The 12572-nt window shown below is 65.4% G+C and carries 9 protein-coding genes and 1 pseudogene; 4 read left to right on the top strand and 6 right to left on the bottom strand.

From position 1 onward, the window contains the following. Nucleotides 1–27 precede the first annotated feature (27 nt). Both CDA09_RS13740 and CDA09_RS13735 read right to left on the bottom strand, forming a co-directional pair. A pseudogene (locus CDA09_RS13740) lies at nt 28–831 on the bottom strand (tyrosine-type recombinase/integrase); the annotation flags it as partial. 169 nt (nt 832–1000) lie between these two features. Beyond that, nucleotides 1001–1912 (bottom strand): LysR family transcriptional regulator, encoded by a 912-nt coding sequence (locus CDA09_RS13735; protein WP_018990595.1) that lies wholly within the window; start codon nt 1910–1912, stop codon nt 1001–1003. 97 nt (nt 1913–2009) lie between these two features. On the opposite strand from CDA09_RS13735, the gene CDA09_RS13730 reads away from it, so the two are divergent. From CDA09_RS13730 to CDA09_RS13715, 4 genes are all read left to right on the top strand, one after another. Next, the gene (locus CDA09_RS13730; protein WP_121429187.1) at nt 2010–5567 is read left to right on the top strand and encodes an indolepyruvate ferredoxin oxidoreductase family protein; all 3558 of its coding nucleotides are present in this window, start codon (nt 2010–2012) and stop codon (nt 5565–5567) included. Between the two features lie 90 nt (nt 5568–5657). Beyond that, nucleotides 5658–6419: an electron transfer flavoprotein subunit beta/FixA family protein gene (locus CDA09_RS13725; RefSeq protein WP_121429186.1), complete on the top strand. Its 762-nt coding sequence runs from the start codon at nt 5658–5660 to the stop codon at nt 6417–6419. Then, on the top strand, nt 6419–7348 hold the full coding sequence (locus CDA09_RS13720; protein WP_121429185.1) for an electron transfer flavoprotein subunit alpha/FixB family protein: 930 nt from the start codon (nt 6419–6421) through the stop codon (nt 7346–7348). Before CDA09_RS13725 ends, CDA09_RS13720 begins: the two co-directional genes overlap by 1 nt. Nucleotides 7349–7625: 277 nt before the next feature. Further along, nucleotides 7626–7844 carry a hypothetical protein gene (locus CDA09_RS13715; protein WP_121429184.1) on the top strand — a complete coding sequence of 73 codons (219 nt, stop codon included), beginning with the start codon at nt 7626–7628 and terminating at the stop codon, nt 7842–7844. A 74-nt stretch (nt 7845–7918) separates the two neighbouring features. On the opposite strand, the gene CDA09_RS13710 is transcribed toward CDA09_RS13715, so the two are convergent. The 4 genes from CDA09_RS13710 to CDA09_RS13695 form a co-directional block, all read right to left on the bottom strand. Continuing rightward, complete coding sequence (locus CDA09_RS13710; RefSeq protein ID WP_121429183.1) at nt 7919–9505, bottom strand: MFS transporter; 1587 nt, start codon at nt 9503–9505, stop codon at nt 7919–7921. 19 nt (nt 9506–9524) lie between these two features. Next, nucleotides 9525–10577 (bottom strand): universal stress protein, encoded by a 1053-nt coding sequence (locus CDA09_RS13705; protein ID WP_050416126.1) that lies wholly within the window; start codon nt 10575–10577, stop codon nt 9525–9527. A gap of 114 nt (nt 10578–10691) precedes the next feature. After that, nucleotides 10692–11633: a 2,3-dihydroxybiphenyl 1,2-dioxygenase gene (locus CDA09_RS13700; protein WP_018990605.1), complete on the bottom strand. Its 942-nt coding sequence runs from the start codon at nt 11631–11633 to the stop codon at nt 10692–10694. Nucleotides 11634–11763: 130 nt separating this feature from the next. Continuing rightward, nucleotides 11764–12522, bottom strand: coding sequence for an SDR family NAD(P)-dependent oxidoreductase (locus tag CDA09_RS13695; RefSeq protein ID WP_121429182.1), 759 nt, complete (start codon nt 12520–12522; stop codon nt 11764–11766). Between the last annotated feature and the right edge of the window lie 50 nt (nt 12523–12572).

Raw genomic sequence — 12572 nt, 5'->3', positions numbered from 1 at the left:
GCGGATGTCGACCTTCTGCTCCAGTAGGTGGGTGGCAAAGGCATGGCGCAGCGAGTGCATCGACACCCGCTTCTCGATGCCGGCTTCGTCGGCAGCGGCGTGGATGGCACGGTCGAGTTGCCGGGCGCTGAGGTGCCGGACCGGATCCTGACCCGGGAACAGCCAGCCGCCATCGAGCATCTTGCCCTGCGCGCGGGCCACCCGCCACCACACGCGCAGCCGTTCCAGCAGCAACGGCGAAAGCATCGCATTACGATCCTTCTGGCCCTTGCCTTGTTCAACCCGCAGGGTCATGCGCTGGCTGTCGATGTCGGTGACCTTCAGGGACACGACTTCGCTGATTCGTAGGCCCGTCGCATAGGCCAGCGCCAGGGCAGTTTGGTGTTTCAGGTTGCCCGCCGCAGCGATCAGGCGCTTCACCTCGTCCGGGCTCAAGATCACCGGCAACGTGCGCGGCAGATGCACCGGCTGCATCTTGGCCATCAGCTCGGGACGGTCGAGCGTGACGGTGAAGAAGAACTTCAAGCCAGAAATTGCCGCGTTGAGCGACGTGGGCGACGTCCCGTGATCAACGAGGTACAGCTGGTAGTTCCGCAGATCCTCGATGGTCGCGGTATCCGGAGCGCGCCCAAGATACTTCGTGAAGTAGCGCACGGCGCGCACCCAAGATACTTCGTGAAGTAGCGCACGGCGCGCACGTACCCTTCCTGGGTTCTGTCGCCCAGCTTGCGCATCCGCATGTCCTCGATCATGCGCTGGCGCAGCGGGCTGACGGGGCGGACAGTCGTTTCCATGATGTGCTCCTGTCGAAAACGAGGCGGATCGCCTCATTTCCAACATGGCAGAGCACTGCCGATGCGCACCCGCGACGTCCTGACGGTTCGAAGCGGTTCAGCCCGCCCTACCGCGCGAGCGGTTTAGTCCAAGGCCGAGTACTCGTCGTCCGACCGTCGCCGCTAGACCATCCCGTCGCAAGTGCCCGTGACGGCCGCCGCGCCGCTCAGCTCCCGCAAGCCTGTATCAGGAACTGCCTGAACGCGTCGGCGGGTCGTTCCAGCGCGCCGTCGTGCCTCCAGATCAGCCCGACTTCCATGTCGGGTACCACATCGAGGATGGGGCGGGCCTCGATCTTCTTGCCTTCCAGCGACCACGGCCGGTACACCATGTCCGACAGGATAGTGACGCCGAAGCCGTGCGCGACGAGCCCGCGCAGCGCTTCGACCGAACCGGTGCGAAACGCGATGTCGGGCTGAATGCCCTTGGCTGCCCAATAACGCTGCGTCGACAGTTCGCCTTCATCGACGGTGACCTGGATGTAGGGATAGGCAGCGACGTCGGCGAGGGCCGCGTTGTCTTTCTGCAGGAGCGGGTGGGCGGCCGAAGTCCATAGCTGGCGGCGGGAGCGCAGCAGCACGTGGTGGCCGAAGCGTTCGCGCTCGACGACGTTGGACAGGATCACCACGCCCAGCTCGATGTCGCCGGCCGCGACCCCGGCTTCGATCGCTTCGCGGTTCATGTCGTTGAGGTCCAGTTCGACGTCCGGATAATTCGCGCGAAAGCGGGCGAGTAGCGGGGGCAGGAAATATCCGAGCACGGTGTAGGAAGCACCGATGCGGATCGCGCCTTTCAGGTGGTGGGCCTGGAAGCGCGGTTCGCGCAGGGCGTCTTCGAGCGAGTCGAGGATGTCGCGCGTGCGTCGATAGAAGCCGTGCCCCTCCGCGGTGAGGCCGACGCCGTGCGGCTTGCGGTCGAACAGGCGTACGCCCAGCGATTCTTCCAGGAGCAGCACCGCATTGGTGATGGCCGATTGCGAGACGTGGGCGCGTGTGGCGGCCATCGAGAACTGGCCGGTCTCCGCGGCGGCGATGAAGTAGCGCAGCTGGCGCAGGGTGACGTTGTTGTCGACCGGCATCCGTTTTCCTAATACCAGAACTCAGTATTGGTGATTTTACGATACATAGACAGATTCGTACTATGTGTCGATATAAATAGAGGGTCTGGAGGGGATGATGAACTCACCGTTGTCTGCCGAGGCGAGAGATGCACTGCTTTCGGTCACGCTGGAGGACAAGTACACCCAGGAGTCCGGACGCATCTACCTGAGCGGTACGCAGGCCTTGGCGCGCCTGCCCATGCTGCAGAAGGAGCGCGACCGGCGCGCCGGGCTGAACACCGGCGGCTACATTTCGGGCTATCGCGGCTCGCCGCTGGGTGGGCTGGACATGGCGCTGTGGAAGGCGAAAAAGCATCTTGCCTCCCATGACGTAGTCTTTCAGCCCGGCCTCAACGAAGACCTCGCCGCGACCGCCGTCTGGGGCACGCAGCAGGTGAATCTCTACCCCAACGCCCAACGCGACGGGGTATTCGGGATGTGGTACGGCAAGGGGCCGGGCGTGGACCGCTCGGCCGACGTGCTGAAGCACGCGAACGCCGCAGGGACCTCGCCCCATGGCGGCGTGCTGATGCTCGCCGGCGATGACCATGCGGCGAAGTCGTCGTCGGTCGCGCATCAATCGGAGCACCTGTTGATCGCCTGTGGCATTCCGGTGCTGTACCCGGCGAACGTGCAGGAATATCTCGACTTCGGCCTGCATGGCTGGGCGATGAGCCGCTACTCGGGATTGTGGGTGTCGATGAAGTGCGTCACCGATGTCGTCGAGTCGACCGCATCGGTCGAGATCGACCCGGACCGCCTGCAGATCGTCATTCCGGATGGCTTCGCAATGCCTGACGGCGGGCTCAATATCCGCTGGCCGGATACGCCGCTCGCGCAGGAAGCGCGCATGCTCGATTACAAGTGGTATGCGGCGCTCGAATACGTCCGCGCGAACAAGCTCAACCGTATCGTGATCGATTCGCCCGACGCGCGCTTCGGGATCATGGCGGCAGGGAAGGCGTATCTCGACGTGCGTCAGGCGCTGGCGGACCTGGGTCTGGACGACGACGCCTGCCGACGCATCGGTATCCGCCTGTTCAAGGTGGGCTGCGTGTGGCCGCTCGACGCCCACGATGCGCGCGCGTTTGCGACCGGACTGGAAGAAATCCTGGTGGTCGAGGAGAAGCGCCAGATTCTCGAGTACGCCCTCAAGGAAGAACTGTACAACTGGCGCGACGACGTCCGCCCGCGCGTCTACGGCAAGTTCGACGAGCGCGACAACTCGGGGGGCGAGTGGTCGGTGCCGCGTGGGCAATGGCTGCTTCCGGCGCGCTACGAGCTGTCGCCGGCGATCATCGCCAAGGCCATCGCGGCGCGACTGGAGCGGGTGGGGCTGCCCGAGGACCTTCGCGCCCGCGTGTTCGCGCGTATCGATGTCATCGAGGGGAAGGAGCGCGAAGCGGCGCGGCCTCGCGTGACCGTCGAGCGCAAGCCCTGGTTCTGTTCGGGCTGTCCGCACAACACGTCCACCCGCGTGCCGGAAGGCTCGCGCGCGCTCGCCGGCATCGGCTGTCACTATATGGCGATGTGGATGGACCGGCGCACCGAGACTTTCACGCAGATGGGCGGGGAGGGCGTGAGCTGGCTCGGCCAGATGCACTTCTCGGGCGACAAGCACGTCTTCGTGAACCTCGGTGACGGCACCTATTTCCATTCGGGTCTGCTCGCCATTCGCGCGGCGATCGCCGCCAAGGCGACCCTCACTTACAAGATCCTCTACAACGACGCGGTGGCGATGACAGGGGGGCAGCCGGTCGACGGGGTGCTGACCGTTCCGCAGATCGCGCAGCAGGTGAGCGCCGAGGGCGCTAGCCGGGTCCTGATCGTGAGCGACGAGCCGGAGAAGTACGCGACGCGCGCCGGTCTGCCGGATGCGGTGACGGTGCACCATCGCGACGCGCTTGACGCGTTGCAGCTCGAACTGCGCGAGAGTTCGGGCGTGTCGATCCTGATCTACGATCAGACCTGCGCCACCGAAAAGCGCCGCCGCCGCAAGCGCGGCGATTACCCTGATCCGGCCCGCCGCGCATTCATCAACCCGGCAGTCTGCGAGGGCTGTGGCGACTGCTCCGTGGCCTCCAACTGCTTGTCGGTCGAGCCACTGGAAACGCCGCTGGGCACCAAGCGCAAGATCAATCAGAGCGGCTGCAATAAGGACTTCTCCTGCCTGAAGGGTTTCTGCCCGAGCTTCGTGACCGCCGAGGGCGCGCAATTGCGCAAGCCCGCAGCGGGCGAGTCGGCGCCGGTGATTGCCGCGGATGCGCTGCCTGAACCTGCACTGCCCGGGCTGGACAAACCCTGCGGTATCGTCGTGACGGGGGTCGGCGGAACGGGGGTGGTGACGATCGGTGCGCTGTTGGGCATGGCGGCTCATCTGGAACACAAGGGCGTCACCGTGCTCGACATGACCGGGCTCGCGCAGAAGGGCGGGGCGGTGTTGAGCCACGTGCAGATCGCGGCGACCCCGTCGGCCATTCACGCCACCCGGATCGCTACCGGCGAGGCCGACGTGCTGATCGGTTGCGACGAGATCGTCTCGGCTTCGGGCGAAGCGCTCTCCAAGGTACGGCAGGGACGCACGCGAGCGGTGGTCAATAGCGCGCAGACCCCGGCGGCGGAGTTCCTGTCGAATCCCGACTGGAAGTTTCCGGGGGCGGCGGCCGAGGGCGACATCCGCGCCAGTGTGGGCGATGCCTGTGAATTCATCGACGCGAACGCGCTTGCACTGCGGCTGCTCGGAGACACGATCTACGCCAATCCGCTCGTGCTGGGGTTCGCATGGCAGAAAGGCTGGATTCCGGTCGGCAAAGCGGCATTGCTGCGCGCGATCGAGCTGAATGGCGTCTCGGTCGAAAAGAACAAGCAGGCGTTCGAGTGGGGACGGCTTGCAGCACATGATGCGGGAAAACTGCCGGTGGCCGACGCTTCGGGGCGGGGTGAGGCGGTGGTGCTGGCCATGCCAGAGTCGCTCGACCGGCTGATCGAACGCCGTGTGCGGCTGCTCACCGATTATCAGAATGTCGCCTATGGCGAGCGTTACCGAAATGCCGTGGCGCGGGTGCGAGAGGCCGAACGAGCGGTGGTTGGACAAGGCCGACTCGCCCTGACCGAGGCTGTCGCGCGCAACCTCGCGAAGCTCATGGCGTACAAGGACGAGTACGAGGTGGCGCGGTTGCACAGCGCGCCCGAATTCCTCGCCCAGTTGCGCGAACAGTTCGAGGGCGAGCCCGGGCGGGATTACCGGCTCAACTTCCACCTCGCGCCACCCCTGGTCGCGAAGCGTGGCGTTGACGGCCTGCCGCAGAAGCGCGCCTACGGTCCGTGGATGATGCGTACCTTCCGCCTGCTCTCCCGCTTCAAGGGCCTGCGTGGCACCGCCCTGGATCCCTTTGGCCGGAGCGTGGAGCGGTGCCAGGAGCGCGAGCTGGTGAAGAACTATTTCGTCTTCATCGACCGCATCTGCGACGGCCTGTCGCGAGACCGGCTGGAGGTCGCGATCGAGCTTGCGCGCATCCCGGAGGAGATTCGTGGCTATGGCCACGTCAAGGAACGCAGCATGGCCGGCGCGGCCAAGCGTCGCGAAGAGCTGCAGGCCCGGTTCGAGGCTGGCCGGTCGGAACGGGCAGCCTGAAGCGCGCCGTACGACAACGTCGAGGCGCTCGTGCCCTTGATGGTCGTACGGAGCGCTGGAATCAACCAACAATCGGCAACAAGGAGACTCATGAAGATCCTGGTACCCGTCAAGCGCGTGCTTGACTACAACGTGAAGGCCCGCGTGAAAGCGGACGGTTCGGGCATGGACCTCGCTAACGTGAAGATGGCCATGAACCCCTTCGACGAGATCGCGGTGGAAGAGGCGGTGCGGCTGAAGGAAGCCGGCATCGCGACCGAAGTGGTGGCGGTGAGCTGCGGCGCGGCGGTGTGCGCGGAGACGCTACGCGCGGCGATGGCGATCGGGGCCGACCGCGGCATCCTCGTCGATTGTGGTGAACTGAGCGACGCGGAGCTGCAGCCGCTCGCCGTCGCCAAACTCCTGAAGGCCCTGTGCGACACGGAAGCCCCCCAGCTGGTGATCTGCGGCAAGCAGGCGATCGACGACGACGCGAACCAGACCGGCCAGATGCTCGCCGCCCTGATGGGCTGGCCGCAGGCCACCTTTGCGTCGAAGCTGTCATTGGACGGGAAACTTGCCACGGTCACGCGCGAGATCGATGGCGGCCTCGAAACCCTCGAGATGACGCTGCCCGCGGTCGTCACCACGGATTTACGCCTCAACGAGCCGCGCTACGCGACGCTGCCCAACATCATGAAGGCGAAAAAGAAGCCGCTCGAGACTGTGAAGCCCACGGATCTGCGAGTCGATGTGGCTCCGCGTCTGGCGATCCTGAAAGTGGCCGAGCCGTCCAAGCGCAGTGCCGGCGTGCTGGTTCCGGACGTCGCGACGCTGGTCGATAAACTGAAGAACGAAGCAAAGGTGATCTGATGGCCGTCCTCGTCATTGCGGAACACGACAACCAGTCGATCAAAACCGCGACTCTCAACGCCGTGACCGCAGCGCAAGCGGTCGGAGCGGACATCCACGTCCTGGTCGCGGGCAGCGGCTGCTCCATCGCTGCCCAAGCCGCCGCCGCCATCGGCGCCGTCGCGAAGGTGTTGGTATGCGACGCGGCCCAGTACGAAGCTCAGACCGCCGAGAACGTCGCCGAGCTCGTGCGCGCGCTCGCCGCCGACTACAGTCACGTCTTCGCCGCGGCAACCAGCGCCGGGAAGAACATGCTGCCGCGCGTCGCCGCACTGCTCGATGTCGCGCAGATCTCCGACATTGTCGCGGTCGAATCGGCCGACACCTTCGTGCGACCGATCTACGCCGGCAATGCGCTAGCGACCGTCAAGAGTACCGACCGCGTGAAGGTCGTGACCGTGCGCACCGCTGCGTTCGACCCCGCGCCGCTCGGCGGCTCCGCGCCGATCGAGGCCGTGCCCGCCGCGAAGGACCTCGGCCTTACCCGTGTCGTCGGCCGCGAACTCACGAAGAGTGAGCGCCCCGAACTCGGTGCCGCCAAGATCATCGTCTCCGGTGGCCGGGGGCTGGGTAACGGCGAGAACTACCGCACCTTGCTCGAGCCGCTCGCGGACAAGCTCGGCGCCGCGCTCGGAGCGAGCCGCGCCGCGGTCGACGGGGGCTTCGTCCCCAACGACTACCAGGTCGGCCAGACCGGCAAGATCGTCGCGCCCCAGGTCTACATCGCGATCGGCATCTCCGGCGCCATCCAGCATCTGGCGGGCATGAAGGATTCCAGGCTGATCGTCGCGATCAACAAGGACCCCGAGGCGCCGATCTTTCAGGTTGCGGACTACGGCCTTGTAGCGGATCTGTTCGCCGCAGTTCCCGAACTGACCGCGAGCCTTTGATCCGCAGGTCATGCCGATTCGCTGGCCGTGATGCCAACCCGTTCCCGTTGGATTCTTCGGTGGCAGCTATTCCTCTCCCGCTGCAATCCCTGCCGAAGATCCCTTCGCCCATCGGTCGAAAGCCGGTGGGTTTTTTTTGATTCAACCACGCCAGGGATACGGCAAAAAATCCTTGCGCTCGTTCAGGGTATTGTCTACTCTTGAACAAAAGCACATATAGTGTGTAAATAAAGAAACGCCGCCCGATAGAGGCGCACCTTCGACAGGAGGAGACATCATGGCTATCAGAACACTCGGCATCAGCGCCGTCGCGGCGGCGTTGCTGACCGCTACCGACGGTTCCTTCGTTTCGCTGCACCCCCCAGGTGTCACCCAGGCGTGTGCTTCAGCTCCATCGTGCGATGGGACGCTGGAGAGTCACGCGTATGCGGTGTCGCATCTCTATGCGCACAAGACGATGAACGAGTTCGTCGGCATGGTATTGATGCACCGCTAAGTGTGGAGGGGACGTCAATGCGTCCCCGGCCGCGCCGGAACGCTGCGGAAGTTCCTCCCGACCGGCTTCAGGCGTCACGCTTCCGCAATGAAGCGGCGTGTGCGCGAGTTCCCGTCCGTCGTGAGGGCCTCCAGGCGGCGCTCGATGTCGCGGTCCTGCCGGGTGACACGGTCGCGCTGGCGCAGGTAGTCGAGCCACGAGTCCACCAGGAAGCGTTCGGCAAGACAATCCGTGTGTTCGAGATCCCTATAGAGGCGCCAGGCGATCGCCCCGTTTCGTCGGCGTGAGATGCCGAGTTCGTGGGCCGCGCGCACGAACTCCTCATGCCGCTCGGCCGGTACGTGGTAAGTGATTTCGACCGCAACCGGTCCCTGCTCATGGTCGGCCGGACTGGCAGCGGGCCCCGTTTCCTGCGTGTCGGCGACGCTGAAATCGGACTCTGATCCCATTTGCATGCGAGCTCGTCCGGTCAGCATCAGTCCGGCCGCAATCGACCCGGCAGCAATCCACAGGCTCGCCCCGACGCCCATGCGTTCGGCGATCGCGCCCCACAATACGCCGCCCGCTGCCATCGCCCCCATGATGACGAGCAGGTATACCGACGCAACGCGAGCACGTACCCAGGCTGCGGCGGAGGTCTGGATCACGGTCCCGGTGGTGGTATTGACAGCCATCCAGGCCATTCCGCCGACGAAGAGCAGTGCACTCATGACGAAGAGATGGTGTACCACCGGAATCAGCGCTGTGACGGCCATGAACACCAGGCCGCCGCCGGTCACGATGCGGCGCACGGAGAATCGACGATACAGTCGGGTGACCTGTAATGCCGCGATGACTGCGCCCGCGCCGAGACTGCCGAGGAGCAGGCTGAACCCGCCTGCAGCGAGCCCGAGCTGGTCACGGGCGACGAGTGGCAGCAATGCCCAGATCGCGCTGCCTGCGGTCACGAAAGCGAAGACCAGTCGCAGCGCGAGCCGCAGCTGCGCGGAATGCTGCATGTAACGTACGCCGCTGCGGATGCCGCTCCACAGCCGCTCGGGCGGCAGACCGGGCCGCAGATCCGTGTCGGGCAGGGCGCGCAGCAGCCCCAGTGAGATCAAGAAACCGACCGCGACCACGACGAACAGCGTCGGGACGCCCGCGAACGCAATCAATGCCCCCGCGGCGGCCGGTCCCACGACGCGCGCGATGTTGGGCGTGACCGTGGACAGGGCGATCGCTGCCGGTATCTGCCCCTTCGGCGCGCTGTCGATGTTGGCGGCAATCCACGCCGCCATGCCGAACGCGTTGCTGCACCCGAGCGCGAAGGTGAGGCCGAGGAGCAGCCAAGCGCCGATGCCGCCCGCCAGGGCCGTGGCTGCGAGCAGGCAGGCGCATGCGAGGGAACAGGTCTGGGTGATCAGAAGGAGGCGCCTGCGGTTGACCAGATCGGCGATCACGCCGCTCGGGAGCCCGAGCAGAAAGGCCGGCAGCGCCATCGCCGTCTGGACCAAGGACACCATCAGCGGCGAATCGGGCCGCAGTTCGGTCATCATCCAGGCGGCGCCGATGTTCTGCATCCACATCGACAGGTTGACGGCGATCGCCGCGATCCACAGCGCGCGAAACGGCCGATGGAGGAGAGGCGCCCACGCACCCGTGGCATTCCGCTCGACACTCACGGGCGGGGCACCGGAGTCGTCATGACTGGCCGGGCGTGCTCATGCGGGGCAGCGTCTGGTGCAGGTTGGCAATTCGCGAATACAGGCGTCGGTAGGTCTCGCGTTCGCGATGGTTGAAGCGCGCGTCGCCGTTCGGTCCGAAGGCCGCCACGATCTCCTTCCAGTCCTGTTCCGCGAGGTGGTCGCAGGCGCCCGGGATGATCGCCCGCTCCTCGAGTGCGATATGCCTGAGCTGCCCGAGGGCGAAGGCGTCGATGGCGCTTGCGAGCGTTTCTGCGTCGGGGTCGGGGGACGCCTGATAGTGGGCGACGGCCGCGCGCAGGGCAGCAAGTTGTCGGTCGCCATCCAGATGCTCCTGTTGCAGATCGTCGATGACCTGGTCGAGCGACGTCGTGCGCCTCCTGAGTGCCGCGAAGAGGTAGGCATCTTCCTTTGGATGGTGCAGTTTGGCCGGGAACTCGTCGAGGTAGGTGAGCATGCCGTCGAGCAGGCCGATATCCGCAGGTTTGCCGTCGCGCAGTCCGCCAGCGAGCATCCGCATGCCGTAGGACACTACCGCGATCGAGCGGTGCTCGTCCTTGATGATCGCGCAGACCTTCGTCATCGCCGGGTTCGGGTCATTCTTTTCGACCGACGACACGAGTACCGGGATGCGGCTACCAGCTAGCACCTTGAGCGTTTCCGAGGCGAGCATGACGCCGCCAATGCTGCGCGGCCCGTGCGATGCCATGAAGATCAGGTCGCAGCCCAGTTCCTTCGCGGCGGCGAGAATGGCCTCGTGCGGCCGGTTGCTCCGCCGGGTCACGCACTCGCAGTCGATGTCGCCCGCGCGCGCCGACACCTCGGCCTTGGCGAGGATCTCGCGGGCGCGCCCGCCGAAGTCGTCCTGATACAGGCCGGGGTCGAGAAGGTGGATCAGCGCACCGTCGTCGGTCAGAGAGGCGCCGGCATCCGGATCGGCATAGAAGAACGTGATGCGCGCCCCCACGCTGCGGGCGAACTGGACGGCCTGAGAGATCGTCTGGCTGGCGAGATGGGTACCGTCGGTCGGAACGAGGATATGGCTGTACATCGCGTGCTCCGGTGGCTGCATTCAGATGATGTCGATAGGGTGCGCGGTAGCGGTCGGCGCCGCAACCGGGGCGCGCGGTGCGGAACCCGGTCCGGCTGGTGCGCGCGCAGGCACTCAACCCTTCGCGTGGAGAACCTCGGGGTCGAAGACCTCCGCTGGCGTGCGCACGCTGGGGCCGAGGATGGGGCCGACGATCTCATGACCCCAAGTGGAGAGCTGCTCCGGATTGAGTTCGAAGCCGTCATCGTGCCAGGGTTCGAGTTCGGTGATGCATTCGATCGCGAAGCCGGACGGCGTGAAGTGATAGAAGGACATGTGCGGGTCCTGCGAATGCTGTCCCAACGTCATCATCATCTGCAGCCCGTTCTTCTTGACCAGATCGTAGGTTTCGCCGACGTCGCGAACCGAGCGCACGAAGAGGCCGATGTGCTGCACGCCGGCCTTGCCCGGGCCGAAACCGTAAGCGATATCGTGGCTCGTCTTGTCGTTGAGCCTGGAGCGGAAGAACCCCGTCTTGCCCTTGCCGGCGCCCGAGCCGTACCAGTGCATGCCCATGATGCCGGTGAGGAAGTGTTCGAGTTCGGGCGTGTATTCGGGCGTGATCACGACGATGTGGCCGACGCCCCGTTCGCCGCAGACGAATCCGCCGTGCGGACGGCCCGGCACGAAGGAGCGCGGGCTCCATTTCTGGGCATAGAACAGCTCGTGCTGGTATCCGACCGGATCACGGAAACGGATCAGCTCCTTCACGCCGCGTTTGTCGCACAGTTCCGGATCGCCGAAGCTTACCTCGACACCATGGCTGCGGAAGCGCTCGACGGCGGCGTGAAACTCCAGCTTGCCCTTGGCTTCCCAGCCGATGTAAGCGAGGCGGTCGATCTTGCCCGGATGGAATGCGAGCCGATGACGACGGTCATCGAGCTTGAAGTAGAGGGTGTCCGGATCCGCAGTCGGGGATGTCCCGATCTGAAAGCCCATGACCTTCGGGCCATATTCGCGCCAGGCATCGAGGTTCGCCGATTCGAACCCCAGGTAGCCGATACCGATGATGTCCATGCTGTCTTCCTCCTGTTTTGAGCGACCTGCGCCCGCGATTTGCACCGCGCTTTGCGCAGACTTCGGACGGTGCCGCAGCGGCAATGCGTCCGTTCGTTCACTGTTGGGTCGCGAACCTTTGGGCTCGTGCTCAGATTGCGAGCAGACCCCCGTCGATGACGAGGTCGGAACCGGTCATGAAGGCGGCTTCGTCCGACGCCACGTACAGGGCCAGCGACACGACTTCCTCGGGTTCCCCCGGCCGATCCTGCAGCACGCCATCGAGTAGCGCCCGGCGGGTGACGGGGTTCTCGACGAAGGCCGCGGTGCCGGGCGTCTTCACGAAGCCCGGACTAATGCTGACCGCGCGTATGCCGACCGGCGCCCCTTCGACCGCCAGCTGGCGGGTGAAGGAGACGACCGCACCCTTGGCGGCGCAGTGGGCGCTGATGCCTGCAACCTTGGAGCCGCCCCAAGCGGCGGTCGAGGCGATGTTGATGATCACGCCACCGCGCACGGCGAGGTGCTTCCACGCGTATTTGGTCGTGTAGAAGATGAGGTCGATCTCGTTCCGGATCGTGTAGTGCCAGTCAGCGATCGAGAATTCCGCCACCGGTCCGAAACGCGCGGCCGATGCGTTGTTGTAGAGAACGTCGATGCGCCCAAACTGTTCCGCCGCGGACTCGACCCAGGCGCGGGCCTGTTCGTGGTCGCCGAGGTCCACCGGGGCGGAGCCGTGCAACTCGAATCCTTCGGCCTCGACCAGCCGGCGCGTTTCGGCGTGGGCCGCGGCATCCGTATCGCAACCCACCACCACGGCGCCCTCGCGCGCGAAGCGCAAGGCTGCGACACGACCCTGACCGCCGCCAGTGCCGGTGATCAGCGCTACTTTTCCTTCAAGACGATTCATTCGGATCTCCGCGAAGTGGGCGGTTCCAGCGCTTTTCGCGCTACCAGTCC

Origin of the sequence: Azoarcus sp. DN11 (assembly GCF_003628555.1) — a bacterium.
Taxonomy (GTDB): domain Bacteria; phylum Pseudomonadota; class Gammaproteobacteria; order Burkholderiales; family Rhodocyclaceae; genus Aromatoleum.
This window is presented reverse-complemented; position numbering and strand designations above follow the sequence as displayed.